The sequence below is a fragment of the Rheinheimera riviphila genome (genome assembly GCF_004005945.1).
In the GTDB taxonomy this organism is placed as follows: domain Bacteria; phylum Pseudomonadota; class Gammaproteobacteria; order Enterobacterales; family Alteromonadaceae; genus Pararheinheimera; species Pararheinheimera riviphila.
On sequence record NZ_SACS01000012.1, the window covers coordinates 79,355 to 99,870 of the forward strand.

Here is a 20,516-nt window from a genome sequence, read left to right on the forward strand (position 1 = left end):
AACTTTAGAAAAATATTTAGCTTTAGTGAAAAAATATGCAGCTGAATTTTTTTCATCAATCCAGGTTTTAAATTCTGTGGCTGTCGTCAATATTTGCTGTTCCAAATATGCGTAAGTGCTTACATAGCCCAAGCCTTACAAGAGGTCCAGCCAGTTTTTGTTGTAAACGGCATGTGTAATCATCGTGTGTTTGCAGGCGAGCCAGAAACATCAAAAAAACTGCATATATTAAAAACCGTACTAAATTAGCAAAAAAATCGAGCATTTTGTAATTTTTATGCTATTGCATTTGAAAATCAACGTCAGTATGATTCTGCCTCTTTTAGCGAATTTTGTACAGTAGATCGCCAAATTTTTGAGCGAACACCCCATTAATGCAGTGAGGCAATAGTGAGCATTTCCGCAGAGGCTTTATATAAGTTCTGGTTAAATGATAAAGAAAATCAACATATTATCCAGGGTTTGCTGCAATCATACGCCCAAGAAACTAGTCCACATCTCGCTTTAGATTTTATTGAACAACTGCCAGCGGAACTGTGCCAACAAACTTGGCTTATTTGTTACAAATTACAGTTTCAAATTCAAGCAGGGTTGTCGGCTGATGTTGTTAAAAATGTTAACGAAAAGCTGGCTGCTGCAGCCGATATTGACGCAATGCAGTTGTATTTGGCGATGTTGGCTGCCCACATTTTAAGGGACTCGGAGCAAGCTTTAGCGTTTTATCAGCATATTCAAGAGCCAATTGCTGAAGCAGTGTTATTAGCAGCTCGAATTCATTATCTCAAAACTGACCGTCAAATCGCCGCGCAAATGCTGGACCAAAGTGAATTTATGCATTTACCAGCAGCGCTTGGTTTGCGCGCAATGATTGCTTTAGATGATGAAGCGGAAGCGCTTGCGCTGAGCCTTGCGAACGAAGCGTTAGCCAAGGATCCACAGCAGTTTGACAGCTTGGTGGTGTATGCCTGTTTAGCCAATTACCAGCAACGTTATGGCGAATCTGCGCACTTTGTGAATTTAGCGCTGAGCAAGATGCCTGAACAAGGTCGGTTACTGTCCTTAAAGGGCCAGTATTTATTGCAGCAAGGCGATGTGCAGGGCGCGTTGCCAGTGCTGCAACATGCAACACGAAATATGCCCGAGCATACCGGTACAGTATTACTTGTCGGTTGGTGTCATTTATTGATGGGTGATTATGCGCAGGCAAAAGTACAGTTTGAACAAGCCTGTGAACAAGATCGGAGTTTTGCTGATAGTCATGGCTCATTAGCCGCTGCACTATTTTATTTAGGCGATCTGGCTGGTGCCAAAAAGGCTGCATTAGTAGCGAAACGTTTAGATCCTTCCTCATTCTCTGCTGCATATGCCGAGGCGTTATTACTTGAGCAAGCCGGTGAAAATGAACTCGCAGCGTCGAAGATCCAACAGGTTTACGCGACTCAGCATTATAACGGTCAAGGCACCAACTGGGACGTGATCCAGCGAGCGATAAGTGAAGGCAAAAAGCCCAATGCAAGCTGATTATTTCATTGGTTTGCTCGGTCAAATGTTTAAGTTGGCGTTGCAAATCGCAATGCCTTTGTTATTGACCACATTAATTGTGGGCGTGTTGATAAGTGTCTTACAAGTCGTGACGCAAATTCAAGAAATGACCTTAACCTTTGTGCCAAAAATTGTGGTTTTGTTAGTGGTGTTAGCGTTAGCCGGTCCTTGGATGCTGGAGATCCTGATGGATTTCAGTCGTCAAACTATCGCAAGCATTAAAGATTTTTAAGTGGAGCAGCAATTACCAGTTTTTTTTGCTGTGTTGTGCCGTTGGACGCCAATGTTTTTGGCGGTAGGCAGTGGGCCTATGCATTGGTTCCCAACCCCGGTTCGATTAGTGTTGTTATTAGTGTTTAGCTTGCTTTCATGGCCACTGGTAGCGCATGAGCCGGTAACGAGCATCACGTATCTCCGTGAATTTGCGGTTGGTGTGTTGCTTGCGATCCAATTGCAGCTTGTCTTTGCCGCACTGTCTTTTTGGGGGCGTTTGCTGGACCAGCAAATAGGATTTATGGCAGCCGGGATGTTTAATGCTCAATCGCAAGAGCAAGAACCGCTAACCGGCACAGCCATTATGCTTGGCGCCACGGTGTTGTTTTTTATGCTGGGTTTGCATCACCAATGGTTGCAACTGGTGTTGCAAAGTTTTCAGTGGGTTCCACTTGGCACTGAGTTAACTGCCGATTGGTTTTTAAGATCGGCCCTGGCCTTTGGTTGGATGTTTGTGGTGGCGATGGGCTTATTTTTGCCAACGGTTGTCGGGCTGTGGCTTTTTGACATTTGTAGTGCCTTGTTGTCACGGACGTTACCGCAGATGAACATCTACTTTGTCGGCATGCCGCTGAAAATAATGCTTGGGCTGTTATTACTTAGTGCTTCTGTGGGTTTACTGGGGAATTTTATCGCGCGAATGAATGAACAAGCGTTGCGATTAACTCAAAGTGTGTTTGTTGGGTAGGACTGTGTTGTGAGTGATGATTACGATAAGTCCGAAGCACCCAGTCCCTATAAATTAGAAGAGGCTCGGAAGAAAGGCCAGGTACGAAAAAGTACTGATTTAGTTATCTGGGTAACTTCGGTTGTCGCACTAGCACTCGCTGTGCTGATGGCCGCCCGTGTGGCCGCTGATTTTAGCTATTACACCAGGCGGATGTTGCGACTTTACGATGCGTTGCTGACACCGCAGGCTTTTTACCGGTTGTCGCAAGATGCAAGTTGGTTTGCCTTTGGCGCGATTGTACCGTTGTTGCTTTTATTGCTGTTGTTTTCAATTGCGATCCAAGTGTTTCAGACTGGGTTTGTTTGGACTGGCGCACAATTGAAAATGGATTTCAGCCGGATCAATCCGGTTGCCGGTTTTAAAAAAATGATCGCTCGCAAGGTTTGGTTCGATCTTGCAAAGAATATTTTGAAATTGACTTTAGTTGGCTTGGTATTTTATTGGGTCATGCCAGTTTTAGTCGATGATGCCTTACGTTTGAGTCTGGTTTCGCCGCAGTTACTGCGGGAGGGATGGGTCAAACTAATGCTGCAAGTTTGTGGGCTGTTGTTATTGCTGTTATTGCCATTTGCACTATTTGATTTTGGCTTTAGCCATCACGACTTCATGCGAAAAATGCGCATGAGCAAAAAGGAAGTGAAGGACGAATACAAAAAGCGTGAGGGTGATCCTCACGTGAAATCAAAACAACGGCAAGTGCAGCAAGATTTATTAAAGCGTTCGGCCTCGTTATCGCAAGTACCCCAAGCAAATTTGGTGGTGGTCAATCCAACGCACATTGCCGTAGCAATGTTGTTTGATAAAAACACCATGTTAGCGCCGAAGGTACTTTCGCTTGGTAAAGGTGAGCTGGCCGGACAAATAAGAACAATCGCGCGGCAACATCGGATCCCGATAGTGCAGCACAAAACATTAGCAAGACAGTTATACCGGGAAAGCCGCATTGGTGGTTTTGTCCCAGTCAGTTGTTTTAAGTTGTTAGTCCCAGTGTATCGCTGGGTACTGGAATGGCAGGAAAAGGAAGAGAGTTGATTAAGCAGTTCAACCGCTGGATGAAGCAACATCGAGATTTAGTCTTGGTGTTTTTTGTAATAGGGATCTTGGCCATGTTGTTTGTGCCAGTTCCTGCATTTCTGCTCGATATCTTGTTGATTTTCAACTTCAGCATTGCATTGCTGATTTTGTTATTGACCTTCTATACCGATAAACCAACCAAGTTTTCGACGTTCCCCTCGTTGCTATTAATAGTGACCTTATTTCGGCTGGCACTGAATATCGCCTCAACACGGTTGATTTTAAATGACGGTGAGGCTGGTAAAGTTATTGATTCGGTTGGTGTATATGTAATCGGCGGCAACTATGTTGTCGGATTGGTGGTGTTTTTCATTCTGATATTGGTGCAATACGTCGTCGTTACTAACGGTGCACAGCGCGTGGCTGAGGTGGCCGCTCGGTTCACTTTAGACTCTTTGCCTGGTAAACAGATGAGTATCGACGCCGAATTAAACATGGGGCTGATTGGTGAAGTCGAAGCGCGGCAACGTCGTTTGGATTTGGAACGTGATGCTAATTTTTATGGCTCGATGGATGGTGCAAGTAAATTTGTAAAAGGCGATGCAATTGCCGGTATTGTGTTGATATTCATCAATATTATCGGCGGTTTGGCGGTAGGTGTTGTTCAACTGGATATGTCTTGGAACCAAGCAGTTCATACTTATACTTTGTTGACTGTTGGTGACGGTATCGTGACCCAAATTCCGGCACTGATTATTTCGACAGCGACCGGCTTGTTGATCACCCGAGCAGCAACTGACGCCAGCCTCAGTGAAGAATTGGGTACCCAAATGGCATCGTCGCCGAAATCATTAGCGTTAGTTGCGATGCTATTGACCTTTGCCTTGTTATTACCTGGTTTACCAAAAATTCCATTGCTGATTGCCTTGGCGGTTTTCGTGGCGTATGGCGTGTACTTGTGGCGACGCCGTCAGGAATTTGCAGAGGCTGGATCCGAACAACCGACCGTGCCAGAAGCCAATAATGCAGCGGCTCCAGAATTTGATCATTTACTGATTTTTCATTCACTTGAGTTAGTTATTCATCACTCATTAGAACCGCTGTTGTTGCAACAAGACCCAATCGCTAGTCGATTTGATAACTTCCGTCAGCAATATGCGCGCAGCATGGGTTTTGTTCTACCGTCATTAAAAATTACTGGTTCTGTTGAACTTGCAACTGGGGCCTACCAATTAAAGATGCACGGTGCGCAGTTAACCGCTGGACGCTTGGAACCCGACTGTTTGATGGTTATCGACCATAAAGCCGAGTTTTTGGCGGTACAAGGCACCGCAACGAAAGAACCGGCGTTTGGTTTAAATGCCATGTGGGTTGATGCGGCGCAAGAAGCGGCCGCTCGAAGCGCCGGCTACACAGTGGTCGACCCAGGCACTGTGTTAACGACGCATATCACTGAAGTGATGCGTATGCATGCCTTCCAGCTCTTGTCCCGCCAAGAATCTGAACGACTTATTAAACGTTTAGATGCGTCAGTCCAAGCGATGGTTGATGAAATTGTCCCCACGCAGTTGTCATTGTCTGACGTGCAAAAAGTTTTGCAATTGTTGTTGCAAGAAAAAGTCACCATTCGGCCGTTACCGCTGATTTTAGAAAGTTTGGCTGAGCACTGTCGCAAGACTAAAGAGCCAACGGCCTTGGTTGAAGCGGTGCGCCAACATATGAAATTACAACTTGTTGAACCGCTGTTAGACAAAGAATCGAAACTGCATGTGTTATCGATGGACGGTTCACTTGAGCAGAAACTGGTTCAAAGTCTGCAATCGGATGGCTCTCGTCAATATTTCGCGGTCGATCCACGGACGATGGAACACCTAGTGCAGCAGCTGACGGCGTTGGCAGAAAAAATGCTGACGCAGCGCCTGCCTTTGGTGCTGATGTGTTATCCACAATTGCGACAACCATTGAAGCAAATGCTTGACCGTGTTTTACCGTCCTTGCATGTGATCGCAGTTAACGAAGTCCCAACCACAGTGACGGTAAAAAATGCCGGTCTGGTGTTGGCACAACCTGCAAACTCTTGAGGGAACTATGAGCAGCATCGATAGTATTAGCCAAGCAATGACCCGCGATATGCAGCATTTAGCAACTGTGAGTCACAATATTGCTAACGTCAACACCCCAGGTTATCAGCAAAGGGTGAGCTTCGATCAAGCGCTGGTGCAGGATGCGGCTTATCAAGAAACTATTAAACCTGCGACGGATTCAGGTCCGATCCGCGCAAGTCAAAGACCATTAGATTTGGCAATTAAAACCGCAGGTTACTTTGTGCTGCAGTATCAAAATGGTGTGGTACTGACAAGGGATGGTCGTTTCCACATCAATGCCGAGGGTTTGCTTGCACATGCTAGCGGCGCTTTGCCGCTCTCTAACGATGGTCCCATCCGCGTTAGCGGTACTGATGTGCGGGTAGAGCAAGATGGTTCGGTACGCGATAACACCGGCATCGTTGGTCGAATTCGCTTAGAAACAGCGCCAGCATTATATCCAGTTGCGGCAGGCCTTTATTCAGCTCAAGCCACTGAACCTGTTACACAAATTCAGCTACAACCCCAGGCGTTGAATGCATCAACGGTAAATCCTGGAACTGAAACAGTCCGCATGATGGAGTTAAGTCGCCATCTGCAATCGCTGCAAAAAGCCGCGCAAACCTATGACCAAATGCTGCAAAACGGCATTAACGAGTTAGGGAAGTCTAAATGATTGAGTCTTTGTACATCGCCGAGACCGGTTTGAATTCACAACAAAAAATGATTGATGTGATTTCAAACAACATCGCAAATATTTCAACCCCAGGTTACAAAAAGGCCAATGTCTCTTTTGCTGAATTGGTCACGCCAGTGCCAGCAGATGCGTTGCAAGAAGCCATTACCGATAGTGGCAAAGGTGTGCATGTTGCATCAGTACAGCTGGATTTTCGTTCCGGTGAACTTAAACAAACTGGACACCCAATGGATTTGGCAATCAATGGCGAAGGTTTTCTCGCGGTCGAAATGCTCGATGGTGAAACCGGCTATAGCCGAGCTGGCAGATTGCGTATCGCTGATGATGGTTTCCTTACGACTCAAGACGGGCTGCGTTTGCAACCTGGCATTCAAGTGCCACCAGAGTCGACAGATTTAACCGTGACTCAGTCAGGCAATGTATTAGCAAGAGTGCAAGGCAGCGCTGAGCTGATTGAATTAGGGCAATTAGAAGTGGCGCGATTCGCTCAGCCTGAGGCGCTTCGTGCGGTGGGTTCGAATGTATTTAAAGCTAGTGAACAAGCAGGTGCAATGACTGCGGGTGCTGCAGGCACCAATGGCAATGGCATGCTGGTTCAAGGGTTTGCTGAAATGGCCAACGTGTCGATGAATGAAGAAATGGTCAGTTTGATGTTGGCACAACGTGGCTATCAGTTGAATGCCCGTTTGGTGCAGGTCGCTGACCAAGTATTAGAAACAATCAATAACATTCGTCGTTAATGCGCTGGTTGCTGTTATTGCTCACCTCGCCAATGGCCTGGGCAGATTGCCCAGAAAGTACCGCAGGGCGAGTTCGCGAGCAGTTGCAACCGCAAATAGATGTTTGGTTAGCGGGTTCAGATACCCGGGTGCAAATCGAGCAACTGGTCGAAGGTTGCCAGAGATTACAAAACCAACAGTCCCTGCAATTGCTAGATCCTAAGCCCGCGCAATGGTTTGAAAAGACGCGGTTGCATTTGCAAGTAGGTCAGCAGCAATTGTGGATAGTTGCTGCAACGAAAATAACGCAAACAGCAATGGTCTATCGCTGCGACCTGGCTAAAGGGAGTGTTTTTAATCCCAAATGTTTGCAGGAGCAATCAGAGGTTGTGACTCATCAAAAGCCACAGTCGATGAATTGGATAGCTTTAAATGGTGCTACCGCCCGGCAGAATTTGCAAAGTGGAGAGCGTGCAGACGCTAAGCATTGGCTTGCGGCAAATACCTTCGGCAAGGGCCAAATAGTCGATGTGGTGTTGTTAGAAAATGGGATCCGTTTGCAGTTGCAAGGCAAATTGGTGGCAGACGGAAAAACAGGCTACCCAGCAGAAGTGTTGGTCGAAGGCCATACGCGCATGTTGCGAGGAATACTTGAAGATGACGGCAAAGTCTATTTGGATCGCTAGTTTGGTGTTGGCGGCGACAAGCCTGCAACCAAGTTTCGGCAATTCTTTATTTAACGAGGCAAGTTACAAGCCTTTAGTTGCGGATAAACGTGCCGGCGAAATCGGCGACACTGTAACGATTTTAGTTATGGAAAGTGCCCAGGCAAAAAGTAGTGCCGGTAATTCCACTGAATCGTCAAGCGGCATGCAAGTTAATGCTCGCAGCCCTCAAGGCCAATGGCCTTACGGCGTTGGTGTTGCGGCGACGTCAGGTGGTGATGCTGCTATTAATCGAAATGGTTTTGTCAAAGCGCAAATTACTGCGGTAGTGCAAAGTCGAGATGCAAACGGCAACTTGGAAGTGATGGGTAATCAAGAAATCACTATTGATGGCGAAGTGCAAAGTATGGAAGTTCGCGGTTGGATCCGGCCGAACGATATTTCTGCCAATAACGTAGTGCCGTCATTTCGCTTATTTAACGCTCGGATCCGTTTTGAAGGTGAAGGGTCAATGTCAGAAAACCAAAAATCAGGTTTCTTTAGTCGGGTGGTCAATTGGTTAGGTCTGTAATGCGTGCATTTATCCTGATGTTGGCAGTGCTTAGTAGTTTCGCTGCAGTTGCGAGCAACCAAGCGCGGATCCGAGACATTACTCGGGTTGATGGCGTTCGAGAAAACTCTTTGGTTGGCTACGGCATAGTGGTTGGTTTGGCTGGCAGTGGTGACTCGTCACGCAATAAAGCAACCTTGCAGTCGATCCGAAACACCCTAGAAAATTTTGGCGTTGCGGTCAGTAATGATGATATCAAGTCAAACAACGCCGCGGCAGTCATAGTAACAGCCGATCTTAATGCGTTTGCCCAACCAGGCGACAAAATAGACGTGCATGTATCGTCACTCGGCGATGCGCGCAGTTTAACTGGTGGGGCTTTATATTTAACACCATTAAAAGGTGTTGATGACAAAATCTATGCCTTGGCCCAAGGCAATTTGTCCACTGGCGGCTACAAGTTTGAGCAAAACCAGAACGTAGTGCAACGGAACCATCCAACTGTTGGTTTTATTCCGCAAGGCGCAATTGTCGAGAAAGAAATAGATCAGCAGTTCGTTCGCAACAATCAAATCCAATTTGTATTGAATCAACCAGATTTCGTCACGGCAGAGTCCATGGTGCAAGTCCTAAAGCAAAATTTCCCTGAATTAAAAGTTCGCGCATTACACGCCGGAAAAGTTGCGGTTTCTCCAGTCGCCCCAGAGCAAGCCATGATGTTGATTGCACACATCCAACAGCTGCGTGTGCAAACCGCGTCGATTGCGCGTGTGGTGGTGAATGAAAAAACCGGAACCGTGGTCGCTGGTGCTGATGTCACTGTCGGTGATGTAGTGATTTCTCATGCGGGCATTCGCCTAGAAATTCAAACGCGCTTTAGAACCAGCCAACCAGGTGCTTTTGCCGGGATCAATAATCCGTCAGTGCGCACCGAAACTATGCCTGATACCGATGTGAAAATTGAGGGCGAACGCGAAGCGTATTACGCCAGTCAAGGTGGAACCAACATTGCAGAATTGGTCGCTGCCCTGAAAAAGGTCAATCTAAGCACACGCGATATCATTTCAATTTTGCAAGCCATTAACCAAAGCGGCGCATTAAACGCCGAGTTAATAGTGCAATAGGGGTCAGCTATGAATGATGCAATTGAAGTTACGCGGTTAGCACTCACGATGGCGCGATTGGAACAACAAAACTTGGCTGAGCGCATTGCCAAATTCCAAACCGGAGTGCATAGCGTTGAGCAATATAACTTTTCGCCACTGCTGTCTCGTTTGCAGCAAGCTTCGCCAGAGCAAAGAGCGGTGATTGCCCGTCAACTTACCGATGTCGACAACCAGCGCCATACGGTCGTTGAAGAAGCGCAGCTTGATGAGTTAGTTGCAAGATCTACCATGGTTTCTGGCAAATTTAACAGCCTTGTTGAAGGCCTAAACCGGCAACTTGGCTTAATGAGTTTGGTACTTAACGGAGGCAAACGTTAATGGCTGATGGTGTGTATCAGGTGACGATGCAAGGGTTGGCAACCGAGCGGGCGCGGATTGACGCGGCCAATAGCAATATTGCGAATATGAACGCAGTGGCTTCGACGCCCGCTGGTGTTTATCAAAGCCAGACTGTGGTTGCAACCTCAGGATTTAATGCGCAGTTGCAGGGCTATGAAGTGATCCGTGAGCAAAAGGTAAAAGCGGTCCATCAACCTGATCATCCGCTATCGGACATGAACGGCGTGGTGTACATGCCTGATATTGACCTCGCGAACGAAATGTTACGACTGAACATGGCCTCGCGTGCTTATGAGGCCAACATCCGCGCTTTTAACAGTATTAAAGAGATGAACGGCAAAGCGCTGGAAATCGGAAAATAAGGAATTTCTATGATTAATGCAATTGAAGCTATTGCTCAACCCAACATGGTGATCAACACCCAACCTGCTGTGGAGATCGTTCCGGCAGCAACCGGGTTTGTTGAGCAATTGAATCAGTCGGTAAGCGCCAGCAGTCAGCTATTAAGTGATATGGCAACAGGTAAAACGGTACCAACCCATGAGTTGATGTTGAGTTTAGAAATGGCTCGGCAACATCTGCAATTGGCGGTTGAAGTTCGAAATAAGCTAGTTGATGCGTATCAAGAATTGATGCGCATGCAGATGTAACTGCGGAGAGTTGTATGTCGTTAAATGTAACTGGTACCAAACCAAAATCGTTTTATTTGCTACTAGCCTTTGTGTTGTTGCTCACTGCGGGCGCTTTAGTCTGGTTATGGTATCCAAAATATGTCGAATTGACGCCAGAAGCGGGTGTTGACCAAGCCAGTCTATTACAGCGGCTGGAAGAACAAGGCATTGACTATAAAGTCGACGCTTTGGGCAATATGCTGATCGAAGAATCTGGGCTTGGCAAAGTTAAAATCGCACAGGCATCTAATCGTCAGGCTGGTTTTGATACCCATGGTCTTGAATTGTATGACCAAGCCGATTACAGCATGACCGAACACACCCAACAAATCACCATGTTGCGTGCCTTGCAGGGGGAGTTGGAACGGACTTTAGGGGCGTTAGACTTTGTCCGTTACGCCAGAGTACATTTGACTTTCGGCGAGAAGAAAATGTTTGAGAAGCAACCGGTTCCAGCCAAAGCCGCGGTAACCTTATTTCCTGAGTATGAGTTAAATCGTTCGCAAATCGACGGCGTGCAAGCCTTAGTCGCTGCTGCTGTTCCTGGATTAAAACCAGAAGCGGTGACCATTTTAACCGAAGACGGCCGGGTCTTATCGCGGACTGCCGAAACCAATGCAACGCTCGGCGCTGCGCATATTCAACAACAAATCGAATTGGAATATCGGCAGAAAGTTGAAAGTCTTTTGGGGCTGGTTTACACCCCGGCAGATTATTCTGTGGCGGTGAATGTTGAACTGAATACTGCAGAAAAACGCATCGTACGCCAAGAGATATTAACTGATGCAGCAGGCAACGGAGTTGTTGTACAAAAACAACAATCTACCAGCAAAAACCGTGCTGTTGACGGCGGTAATCAACCCATAGATTCCAGTGAAACGACAGATGTACGTTATGCCCACGGCACCGCAACTGAAGAACTCACCGAGCCTGCTGGCGCGGTCGCAAGCGTTGCTTTGTCGGTGCTGATCCGCGCTGATGCGTCTGCCGACAAACGGCAACAATTACAGCAAGCGATTGAAGTTGCCGCCGGTTATAACCAAAAACGAGGCGACCAAGTGAGTGTGCAATTTGTTGGTGCTGCCGCTCGTGTGCCCGCAACAAAAATTGCCAGCCAAAATGTGCAGACCGCGTCAACCGACGTGGCGTCGACCGAATCAACAAATTGGTTAGTGATTGTCGCGGCCGCAGCTGTTGTGCTTGTAGGCATGATTGCCGCGATGTTCTGGCGTCGTCGGAAACCTTCATTGACAGAGGCTGAGCGTCAAGCCGTGCTTGATGAAGTACAGCAATGGCTTGCGCAATCGGAGGCGAAGCGTGGTTGATTATTGCCCTTTTAAGATGACCGCGTTGCGGCTGGCGGCTTTAAACAGCAAAGACCAACGCTGGGTTTTGCAACAATTGGCTGCGCATCAGCAAGCTCGCGTGAGATCTGAGCTCGATATGCTGTTGCAACTGGGGATTAAAAATCACGCGGAGTTGTTAGCCCAAGCAATGCCAAAGTTGCCAAAGTTTTCCTTTGTGCAAGCAATAGCGCAAGCGAAAAGCGCCAAGCTTGGGCCACGTGCCGTGCAATGGTTTAATGAGGCAGCGCAGTGATGAACTTAACTCCTAGTTTTCCGCGAGCCCTGACCACTGAACAGACTGCTGAGCCCTTGCTGGCATCAGACGTAACGTCTGTAGTGTCAGTCTCGGCGGAAGAAATTGCTGAAGATAGTCTGATGCAATTAACGCCGGACGAGCGTAAACGATTAATTGCCCGTGTATTTGCCGATGATGTTAAAGCGTTGGTTCACCAGGAAACACAAGCGGGTCGCGCCGAGGGTTTTGCCAAAGGCCAAGCTGATGCCAGCGAAAAGCTCGCCTCAGAGACTGCGGAATTGCAACAGCAGTTGGCGGAACAACTGCAGATACTGACAGGATTTATCGCCCGTTTTGACGTTGACGCATTAACGCTGCAAGAAACGAGTTTTGAGCAAATGTACGGGTGGGCCGTGAAAGCCTGTTATCAGGTGTTGTTGTGTGAGCTTAAAGATCCGTCGGTCTTAACGCGGCAATTACAAACGCTGATTAAAGAGACCGTTGCCGAGCGCGAATTGGTGCTTGAAGTTCATTCTTCGCAAGTGAGTGTAATAAAACCAGCCTTAGTGCTTCATCCAAATATCAGTAAAGTTGTGGCGAATGACCAGCTGCAGGTTGGTGAATTTCGCTTACGGCTCGGTCGTGGTGAAATTTTAAGTTCATTGCCAACCCGGGTAGAGCAGTTCCACCAACTTATTCTGGCGCAATTGCAACAATGGCAAGTTGACGCGCAAGGGCAGTCTTGATGCAAAACTGGGCAGAGTTAACTGAACAACTAGAACGCATCTCGCCAGCAAAGCGCCAAGGGATTGTGGTGAATGTGGTTGGTCTCACTATTGAGGTGACTTGCCCTGGACTCTTTGTCGGCGAGTTGTGTCAGCTTGAGGTATTGCAACCAACCCATCGTTGGTTGGATGCGGAAGTGGTTGGTTTTCGCGGTGATACCGGCATTTTAATGCTATTGGCGGTGTCTCAGGGTATTACCTTTGGCAGCACTGTTGTGGCAACGGGGGCTACCGCTTCGGTTGCACTTGGCGATGCAATGCTCGGACGGCTTTTAGACGCTTGCGGTGAGCCGATCGACGGCGGGGATGCGTTAACGCTGATGCAGCGCCAACCGTTAAAACGTCAACCCATTAATCCGCTTGAACGCCAAGCAATTACCGATGTGTTCGCCACTGGAGTACGGGTGATCGATGGCATGCTGACTTTCGGCCGTGGCCAACGTCTTGGCTTGTTTGCGAACGCCGGTGTCGGCAAAAGTTCTTTGCTGGCACAGATTTGTCGGCAGCATGAAAGTTCTGCTGCCAAGCAACATAACCAAGTAACTGTCGTGGTATTGGTTGGTGAACGTGGCCGTGAAGTCTTGGAATTTTATCAGCAGGCCAAACAGCATGACGCCTTAAAGTCGATGGTGATTATTGCGGCAACTGCAGAGCAGCCACCATTGATGCGGATCCGCGCTGTGCATACCGGGCTTGCTGTTGCCGAGTATTTTTCTGGCAAACAACAAGACGTGATGCTCGTCACTGACTCGATGACTCGGTTTGCGATGGCATTACGCGAAGTCGGCTTGGCAAGCGGCGAAGCGCCAACCTTGCGGGGCTATACCAGCTCAGTGTTTGCAGCTATCCCTGCCGTTATTGAACGTTGTGGTGCTTTTGCTCACCGCGGGGCGATCACCGGTATTTTTTCAGTGTTAGTCGAAGGTGAGTTGACTGCAGATCCTGCGGCAGATGCAATGAAGGCCGTGCTCGACGGACACATCGTGTTATCCACTGAATTAGCAGAAAAGGATCACTATCCGGCAGTGGATTTGCTGAAGTCGGTGAGCCGTCTGTTCCCTGCGCTGGCAACGCCAATGCAGCGGATGCGCGCTCGGCAAATTCGGCGGGTTTGGGCGGCCTACGAAGAAAAACGCAACATGATTGAACTTGGACTAGGTGATGAAGAAACGCGGACCCGATTGCAAGATGACATGCGTTTAGTCCGAGAATTGGTGCAACAGTCGGCCGAGGCAACGCCGATAGCAGACACTTTACAGTGGATGGAACGTTTAGATTTGAGGACAGGCTCATGAGCATCCGTCGCCTCAACCGAGAGTTAAAGCAGTGGCAATCGCTGACGCAGTTGCAGCAACAACAGCTGGAAACTGAGTTGTCGAAGCTTGACAGCATTAGTGCCGAATTACACACGCAACAGCAATTACAACAGCAGTTGCAGCAGGATTGGGACTACGCAGTTGCGTTACAGGCTCGTGATTTGGCAATGCGTGAAACGTTAATGAACTATTTGAGCCATCAACATACGCAACTACAAGCGGCGGTGGCTTTGGTGAGTGGACTCGAACGGCAAAAAACGCAGCAGACAACCAAAGTCCAGCAAACGCAGGTGGTCGACAACATGATGCAGGCCAAACAGCAATTAGCATTTCGACAATTAGCAACCAAAGCGATGGATGCGCAAGAGTTACAAGTTTCTGAATTGGCAGGAGTATATTATGCAAATCAACGTTGAGAGTCGTGATTTCATCGGCGCAGAATTAGGCCAATTGACGGGCAACGCGACACCAAATAAGCAGCAATCACAGTTTAGCCAATTGTTGGGTAAACATCCGCGAGGAGTGGTTGGCAGCGCTGCTGGCGATTCGAATCAATTGCCAGCTGAATCAGAGAAAAAAGCCGCGGATGTCGCTGCTGAACCGGCAGTGGTCATGCCATGGCAATTGCTCTTTGCATTCCCTGAAACCGCTGCGACGCCTGCTAGTGCTGACTCTGCAGTCAACACTGCGCAAAATTCGGCTGCGCTGAATGCAGAACCTACCGACGAACTTAGTTCACTAGCGATAAATGACGGCTCGTTGGTCCTGGGCGCAAAAGGCGAATATCCAAGTAACCCAGTGCAGACTTTCGCTAATAGTAAAGTAATGGTGAAAACAGGCAAGCAAAATCAAAGACTTGTTAGCTCATCGCTCCAACAATTGTCTGGGCAACAACATTATGCAGCAATGGCTGTCAACCAGGGTCCGCAGTCATCGCACAAACTTTCGGTATATTCGCCATGGGGTTTAATTGCTACAGGCTACTTAAGTTATGAAGCACAAGACAACACTACGCAAACTGCCGCATCGCGGTTGGTAACTAACAATCTTTTGGCAACATCGACGCTACAGCAGGTAGGTCAAAGCGCAGAAGCAACCTTTAACTTCAATGCTCCAAGCCGGTTAACCGTCACTGCCGATTGGGCTGCAACTGCAGAGCCATTTCAACCACTTGACCCTGTCGAAGAACAAACTCAGCTTCTGTCCACCCATGTGATGGAAGATTGGTTATCGCCGCTGCTGGCGGAACATCTGATGGTATTGCCTGACGCTGACCAAAAAGAGCGCCTCTATTATCGGAATTTCAATGCACAAGATCCCGAGCAAGCATTAAAACAAGTGCTGCAGTTATGGCAACCGGTCAACTTGCGTCACATGGATCTGTATATCAATGGTCGTTTTAGCGAACAAGGAGCTGCTTATGCCAGTTGATGGGATTGGGCAAGTATCGTCGGCACCGATCCAAAGTGCCAATAATGCGATTTCGCAAGAAGAATTCGTCAAATTGTTTTTGGCGCAGCTGAATTATCAAGATCCGTTGGAACCGTTGAACAACCGCGAGTTTTTGGCGCAGTTGGCGCAGTTTTCTTCACTTGAGCAGTCTCGACAAATTAACGATAACATTCTGGGCGTTATGGCCATGCAGGCATCAACCCAAGGGTTAAGTTTGCTTGGCAAAAATGTCGAAGTTGACACCGGCGGCGGACAATCGTTTAGCGGTGTTGTTGAAGCAGTGCACTACAACGCGGGTCAACCAGAACTAACTGTGAAAAGTTCGACCGGAAGCTTTGTTGATAAAATTTCACTGAGCCAAATTAAAGTTATTCAAAAATAAAATCCGAGGAATATTAAATGTTTCAATCTTTTTATACAGGCCTCTCTGGCATGTTATCGTTCTCTCGAAGCTTGGATAACGTCAGTAATAATATCGCGAATATGAATACTCCAGGTTTTCGTGGAGCTGATAGTTTTTATCGCAGTTTGTCGCAAGGCAGTGGTAGTTCAAACCCAGGTGCTGGAGTTGAGATTTCTGGCTTAGGCTTTCGTTTTGCCAATGGTGAGATCCGCCAAACCGGCAATAGCACAGATCTTGCAATTAACGGGATGGGCTTTTTTACCTTACTAAAAAATGGCGAAACCCTATTCACCCGTTCTGGCCAATTTACCTTTAACGATAAAGGAATTTTGGTTGAGCGCTCTAGTAATGCTGCAGTCGCTGTTCTCAATTCAGCAAATCAACCAGGCGTGCTGGATTTGTCTTCATATCGCCAAATCGCTGCGAAACCAACCACTAAAGTGAATTTCAGCGGCAATTTGTCGACGGGTTCTACGGCGGCGCATGAGATCGCCAGCATCACCACTTACAACAAGTTAGGTGAAGAAGTTAAATTAAAAACCAAATTTGAAAAACACACGACTATTCCTGGTGCGTGGACTGTCACTATCACCAAGGATGACGGCACCGCAGTCCACAGTGGTGAAATTCGTTTCTCTGCCGACGGCACTCCAACCAGCGGCTTTAATAGCCTGTCGTTTGATTTAAAAGATTCATACGGTGGCAACACACCAGTGAAGTTCGAGTTTGGGAATCCTGGTGATTTTAATAAGTCGACCTCAATTTCGACCGGCACAACCTCGTCATTAGTGGCAAAAGTTGAAGATGGCGCACCAGCAGGTTCATTACAAGACGTGACCTTTGACGAAGGCGGTGTGGTGAAACTGCGTTATTCCAATGGCGTTAGTAAAGACGGTCCTGCGCTTGCGTTGATGGAAATTAATAACAAAGATGCACTGCAACAAGTTGACGGCGCAGTGTTCCGTTTAGTCGGCAAGTCTGAGGCTATTATCGGTCAAGCTGGCAAAGCTGGTTTTGGCGCTATAGCGACAAAGAGCTTGGAGTTATCGAACGTTGACTTATCCAAAGAATTCGCCGATATGATCATCATCCAACGGGGTTATCAAGCCAGTTCAAAAATTTTAAACGTGGCCAACTCAATGCTTGACCAACTGTTTGAAAATACACGGGGTCGTTAATGATGGCGATCCGTCGTCCTGGTGTTTTCACTGCTGAGCAACAACAACTGGTGCACACTAATTTGGCCGCTTTGGCCAATGAGTGGGCACAGGCTTGGCTGCCTGGCGATGTTGACATGCAGTTGAGTTTTAATCAGCAGTTGTTTGCACAGCTGCCCTTAAATACCAAGGGTTCGCCGCGTGATGGCTGTCAATGGTTGGCTGCAGACGCTGCGGTCCAGCTTGATGCTTTGCGGGTTTATCTTTGCCAATTAGCGGCAGTAAAGCCGGCGCGACTGAGCAAAGATCCTGAGGCGCAAAACACCACCGGGCAATTTGCTTTAGCAATGTGCAATGATTGGCTGCAGCGTTTTGTACCGGTCAATCTCGATGAACAGCAAGTTGTAGTTGAGATTGCTCTTAAATTAAATGCAATCCACTTTGTGTTTCGGTTACACGAAAAACAAGTCCAAGCCTTGTTGCCGGCCTTGAGGGTAACAACATTACCGGCGTTCCGGCTCATTGATGCGTTGTACCAGCACTCAGTCACTTTCCCGTTAACGGTGAAGAGTCCGTTGATGCGTATCAGCGCAATCAAAGCGTTAAAGCCCGGCATGGTGTTACAGCTTGCGCAGTCTCTTGATGACACGTGGAAATTGCAGTTGCCAGGTCTGGCGCTTGAAGGCTATCTCGTCGCTTCAGCTGAAGAAAAAGCGCTGTATTTAGAACAAATTCAAAAGGTGAATAAATGAGTAAACCAGTTTCTGCTGTTGAGTACAGCAAAGTTGATGCTGCACCAAGCGGCGACGCACTGTTACCCGTTGATCTCGGGCTGGTGGGTGATGTCGAAGTGCAATTAACCGGTCACATTGGCCAATGTACCATGAGTGTAGCGACACTTTATGCGCTGAAAAAGGGCGATATTATTGGGCTTGGTGCTGATATCGACCAACCGATTGAGCTGAGTTTGCATGGCAAAGTGGTCGCACGTGGCCGTTTGGTTGCGCAAGATGGCAAGTTTGCGTTGGAAGTCACGGAAGTGGCGAGCGATGTGCGTATAGCATGAGTAGTGGTCTACCCTTTAACCAACAAGACATACTGAGTACTAGTCAGTTACTGCTGTTGGTTTTGCTGTGTGTTGTCCTTATTGCGATTTGGTTATGGGCGCAACGCAAAATCCGCACGCGGCAGTTTACTGCAAAAGGCTCGGTCTACCAACGAGATGCCTTGGCTCGTGGCGTGTTTCTCCATCGTTTTTCGCTGGATGGGATTGAATATCGGGTGTTTGAAACTGCAGGGCAAGTTGTACTGCTCGACAAAATTCAGCCTTCATCAGAGGCTGTCGTACCAGTGGCAAACGTCGAGGTAGTATCAACAGTTCATCATTCAGGAGTGCATCATGGCTGAGCCTATGCAAGCGGCTGCACAATTACCAGCGGTCGACCCGCTATTACAAAGCATTATCGGCAGTGTGGATAAGTTAGCACCGGAAGTGCAAACTTTTTTAATGCTATCGGCATTATCATTTATTCCGGTTTTTTTGATAGCAATGACCGCTTTTACCCGCATCTTAATTGTGCTGTCTTTATTGCGCCAAGCGCTGGGCCTGCAGCAAACGCCGCCAAATTTGGTGCTGATGACGTTAGCGTTGTTTCTGACTTTTTATACCATGAGCCCGGTTTTTGATGCGGCGTTGCAGCAAGGTTGGGTGCCATTTAGTCAAGGTTCCATCGATGCTGCGCAAGCGGTGACTTCGGCGTTGGAACCATTCAAAAGTTTTATGATCCAGCAAACGCGTGAACAAGACTTTGTTGCTATCGCGTCGATGTCCGGACAGCCGCTGCCGGCGAGTCCGAATGAGGTTAAATTTGCTGAATTAGTTCCAGCGTTTTTATTAAGCGAATTGACCACGGCTTTTAAAATGGCCTTTGTAATATTTATCCCATTCTTGCTCATAGATCTGGTGGTTTCGAGTGTGTTGATGGCACTTGGTATGATGATGGTGCCGCCGATCACCGTCTCGTTGCCGCTTAAGATTATGCTTTTTGTGCTGATCGATGGCTGGGCTTTGGTCAGTCAATCATTGGTGAGTAGTTTTCAATGATGCGCGAACAAGAACAATTGCAATGGCAGGCATGGTGCAAAGACCGCTCGCAAACTGCGCGAGATTGGATATTTTGCCATTACCATCCATGGTCAAAAAATGAAGCCAAATCTTGGCAACATAAGTTGTTCTTGTCGCTTGCTGATATCGAAGATTTCCGCCAATACGCAGCGATTGGTTTACTAGAAGCAATCGCTCATTTTGATCCGCAATTGGGTTATAAATTTGTCATGTTTGCGCGTTTTCGGGTGAAAGGTGCAATCCTCAACGAGGTATTTCGCTATAGCGACGATAGTGCGCAATTTCATGCCGCTTATAGTCGCGGCGATGAGATTGTTGATGACGATGTGATATCCGCAAAACCGCTGGTCGAGCTTAAAGACAGTATCGAAGAGTTAGCGACCGCTTATTTAATTAGCGATACCATGGTTGAACATCCACAGTCGTGGATTTATGGCGATTATTACTCGTCTACCGAATTGTCATGCCTAAAGATCCGCTACATGGATCAATTGCTCCGTCTTGCGGATCCGATGCAAAGCATCATGTTATTTCGATATCAGCTGGATTGGGATTTTACCGCCATTGCCAACATGCTCGGGATCAGTAAAGGTCGTGTTAGTCAGTTACATAAAGCGGCACTTGCTGTACTTCGAAGTAACAAAGCCGAAACCGACGTCGATAATGACGATGAATTTTTTCAATTATCAGGAATTCCAGCGTGAACACATTAGAAGAATACATTCAGCTTTGTGCAGCAAAAATGGGCCGTAATGACGATGTGACTGCAGACTTAGCGCAAGCGCTGAACCAGTTTCCTTATGCTGCGGTATTATATTTTATGCGCGGCTCGGAAACCGCAGAATTACAGAATTTTACTGACGCGATGCATGATTTCGCCACTGCTTTGGTGCTAGAACCTGAGTTCCACTTAGCGCGGTTACAATACATTTTGTGCTGTTTTAAAACTGAACAATTTGCTTTGATCCCAGTGTTACTGCAGCCACTGCTTTTGGCCGGAGGCACTTATGGGATGATCGGTGAGTTGTTGGTAAACCTATTTAGCCAACCAGTTGCTACCTTTGATGAAAAGCTGGCAGCTCTGCAAACGCAATCAGATATGTTACCAGCAGTATGGGAAAACCTGCTTTCCTTGCGTCAATACTTGCCGTTGGACGAAGCTGACACAACAAGCGAAGCGGTCTCGACGGCGACATCGGGTGAGATCAGTTCAATCCTGCTGGAAATTTATCAGCAAAAACATTAAT

27 protein-coding genes are annotated in these 20,516 nt (G+C 47.5%); all 27 read left to right on the forward strand.

The window, feature by feature from the left end; genetic code table 11:
* Nucleotides 1-390 precede the first annotated feature (390 nt).
* Nucleotides 391-1,521, forward strand: a complete 1,131-nt coding sequence (locus tag EOE67_RS12090; RefSeq protein ID WP_127699340.1) for a tetratricopeptide repeat protein — start codon at nt 391-393, stop codon at nt 1,519-1,521.
* Nucleotides 1,511-1,774: a flagellar biosynthesis protein FliQ gene (gene fliQ / locus EOE67_RS12095; protein ID WP_127699341.1), complete on the forward strand. Its 264-nt coding sequence runs from the start codon at nt 1,511-1,513 to the stop codon at nt 1,772-1,774. Before EOE67_RS12090 ends, fliQ begins: the two co-directional genes overlap by 11 nt.
* Complete coding sequence (locus EOE67_RS12100; RefSeq protein ID WP_276317443.1) at nt 1,775-2,503, forward strand: flagellar biosynthetic protein FliR; 729 nt, start codon at nt 1,775-1,777, stop codon at nt 2,501-2,503. It begins immediately after the preceding gene.
* Nucleotides 2,504-2,512: 9 nt separating this feature from the next.
* On the forward strand, nt 2,513-3,577 hold the full coding sequence (locus tag EOE67_RS12105; protein ID WP_127699343.1) for an EscU/YscU/HrcU family type III secretion system export apparatus switch protein: 1,065 nt from the start codon (nt 2,513-2,515) through the stop codon (nt 3,575-3,577).
* Nucleotides 3,574-5,640: a flagellar biosynthesis protein FlhA gene (locus EOE67_RS12110; protein ID WP_240652800.1), complete on the forward strand. Its 2,067-nt coding sequence runs from the start codon at nt 3,574-3,576 to the stop codon at nt 5,638-5,640. The genes EOE67_RS12105 and EOE67_RS12110 overlap by 4 nt, the downstream gene beginning before the upstream one ends.
* A gap of 7 nt (nt 5,641-5,647) precedes the next feature.
* A complete protein-coding gene (locus EOE67_RS12115; protein ID WP_164852312.1) occupies nt 5,648-6,319 on the forward strand; it encodes a flagellar hook-basal body complex protein in 672 nt (223 codons plus the stop codon).
* Nucleotides 6,316-7,080 (forward strand): flagellar hook-basal body protein, encoded by a 765-nt coding sequence (locus tag EOE67_RS12120; RefSeq protein WP_127699345.1) that lies wholly within the window; start codon nt 6,316-6,318, stop codon nt 7,078-7,080. The genes EOE67_RS12115 and EOE67_RS12120 overlap by 4 nt, the downstream gene beginning before the upstream one ends.
* Nucleotides 7,081-7,088: 8 nt before the next feature.
* Nucleotides 7,089-7,745: a flagella basal body P-ring formation protein FlgA gene (locus EOE67_RS12125; protein ID WP_164852313.1), complete on the forward strand. Its 657-nt coding sequence runs from the start codon at nt 7,089-7,091 to the stop codon at nt 7,743-7,745.
* Nucleotides 7,717-8,295: a flagellar basal body L-ring protein FlgH gene (locus EOE67_RS12130; RefSeq protein WP_127699347.1), complete on the forward strand. Its 579-nt coding sequence runs from the start codon at nt 7,717-7,719 to the stop codon at nt 8,293-8,295. The genes EOE67_RS12125 and EOE67_RS12130 overlap by 29 nt, the downstream gene beginning before the upstream one ends.
* Nucleotides 8,295-9,398, forward strand: a complete 1,104-nt coding sequence (locus EOE67_RS12135) for a flagellar basal body P-ring protein FlgI (protein WP_127699348.1) — start codon at nt 8,295-8,297, stop codon at nt 9,396-9,398. The genes EOE67_RS12130 and EOE67_RS12135 overlap by 1 nt, the downstream gene beginning before the upstream one ends.
* 9 nt (nt 9,399-9,407) lie before the next feature.
* Nucleotides 9,408-9,758, forward strand: a complete 351-nt coding sequence (locus tag EOE67_RS12140) for a hypothetical protein (protein WP_127699349.1) — start codon at nt 9,408-9,410, stop codon at nt 9,756-9,758.
* The gene (locus tag EOE67_RS12145; RefSeq protein WP_127699350.1) at nt 9,758-10,141 is read left to right on the forward strand and encodes a flagellar basal body rod protein FlgC; all 384 of its coding nucleotides are present in this window, start codon (nt 9,758-9,760) and stop codon (nt 10,139-10,141) included. The genes EOE67_RS12140 and EOE67_RS12145 overlap by 1 nt, the downstream gene beginning before the upstream one ends.
* Before the next feature lie 9 nt (nt 10,142-10,150).
* Nucleotides 10,151-10,429 carry a flagellar hook-basal body complex protein FliE gene (gene fliE, locus EOE67_RS12150; protein WP_127699351.1) on the forward strand — a complete coding sequence of 93 codons (279 nt, stop codon included), beginning with the start codon at nt 10,151-10,153 and terminating at the stop codon, nt 10,427-10,429.
* A gap of 14 nt (nt 10,430-10,443) precedes the next feature.
* Entirely contained in the window at nt 10,444-11,775 is a 1,332-nt protein-coding gene (locus EOE67_RS12155) for a flagellar M-ring protein FliF C-terminal domain-containing protein (RefSeq protein ID WP_127699352.1), read from the forward strand.
* Nucleotides 11,768-12,049, forward strand: a complete 282-nt coding sequence (locus EOE67_RS12160) for a hypothetical protein (RefSeq protein WP_127699353.1) — start codon at nt 11,768-11,770, stop codon at nt 12,047-12,049. The genes EOE67_RS12155 and EOE67_RS12160 overlap by 8 nt, the downstream gene beginning before the upstream one ends.
* Nucleotides 12,049-12,777: a FliH/SctL family protein gene (locus EOE67_RS12165; RefSeq protein ID WP_127699354.1), complete on the forward strand. Its 729-nt coding sequence runs from the start codon at nt 12,049-12,051 to the stop codon at nt 12,775-12,777. Before EOE67_RS12160 ends, EOE67_RS12165 begins: the two co-directional genes overlap by 1 nt.
* On the forward strand, nt 12,777-14,111 hold the full coding sequence (locus EOE67_RS12170) for a FliI/YscN family ATPase (protein ID WP_127699355.1): 1,335 nt from the start codon (nt 12,777-12,779) through the stop codon (nt 14,109-14,111). The genes EOE67_RS12165 and EOE67_RS12170 overlap by 1 nt, the downstream gene beginning before the upstream one ends.
* Complete coding sequence (locus tag EOE67_RS12175; protein ID WP_127699356.1) at nt 14,108-14,548, forward strand: hypothetical protein; 441 nt, start codon at nt 14,108-14,110, stop codon at nt 14,546-14,548. The genes EOE67_RS12170 and EOE67_RS12175 overlap by 4 nt, the downstream gene beginning before the upstream one ends.
* Nucleotides 14,549-14,744: 196 nt before the next feature.
* On the forward strand, nt 14,745-15,563 hold the full coding sequence (locus EOE67_RS12180) for a hypothetical protein (protein WP_127699357.1): 819 nt from the start codon (nt 14,745-14,747) through the stop codon (nt 15,561-15,563).
* Entirely contained in the window at nt 15,553-15,966 is a 414-nt protein-coding gene (locus EOE67_RS12185) for a flagellar hook assembly protein FlgD (RefSeq protein ID WP_127699358.1), read from the forward strand. The genes EOE67_RS12180 and EOE67_RS12185 overlap by 11 nt, the downstream gene beginning before the upstream one ends.
* Before the next feature lie 17 nt (nt 15,967-15,983).
* On the forward strand, nt 15,984-17,165 hold the full coding sequence (flgF, locus tag EOE67_RS12190; protein ID WP_127699359.1) for a flagellar basal-body rod protein FlgF: 1,182 nt from the start codon (nt 15,984-15,986) through the stop codon (nt 17,163-17,165).
* Entirely contained in the window at nt 17,165-17,896 is a 732-nt protein-coding gene (locus EOE67_RS12195) for a hypothetical protein (protein ID WP_127699360.1), read from the forward strand. The genes flgF and EOE67_RS12195 overlap by 1 nt, the downstream gene beginning before the upstream one ends.
* Nucleotides 17,893-18,210, forward strand: a complete 318-nt coding sequence (locus EOE67_RS12200) for a FliM/FliN family flagellar motor switch protein (RefSeq protein ID WP_127699361.1) — start codon at nt 17,893-17,895, stop codon at nt 18,208-18,210. Before EOE67_RS12195 ends, EOE67_RS12200 begins: the two co-directional genes overlap by 4 nt.
* On the forward strand, nt 18,207-18,551 hold the full coding sequence (locus EOE67_RS12205; protein ID WP_127699362.1) for a hypothetical protein: 345 nt from the start codon (nt 18,207-18,209) through the stop codon (nt 18,549-18,551). The genes EOE67_RS12200 and EOE67_RS12205 overlap by 4 nt, the downstream gene beginning before the upstream one ends.
* Nucleotides 18,544-19,248, forward strand: coding sequence for a flagellar type III secretion system pore protein FliP (fliP, locus tag EOE67_RS12210; protein ID WP_127699363.1), 705 nt, complete (start codon nt 18,544-18,546; stop codon nt 19,246-19,248). The genes EOE67_RS12205 and fliP overlap by 8 nt, the downstream gene beginning before the upstream one ends.
* Nucleotides 19,245-19,973: a sigma-70 family RNA polymerase sigma factor gene (locus tag EOE67_RS12215; protein ID WP_127699364.1), complete on the forward strand. Its 729-nt coding sequence runs from the start codon at nt 19,245-19,247 to the stop codon at nt 19,971-19,973. The genes fliP and EOE67_RS12215 overlap by 4 nt, the downstream gene beginning before the upstream one ends.
* Complete coding sequence (locus EOE67_RS12220) at nt 19,970-20,515, forward strand: tetratricopeptide repeat protein (RefSeq protein WP_127699365.1); 546 nt, start codon at nt 19,970-19,972, stop codon at nt 20,513-20,515. The genes EOE67_RS12215 and EOE67_RS12220 overlap by 4 nt, the downstream gene beginning before the upstream one ends.
* Nucleotide 20,516: the final 1 nt, after the last annotated feature.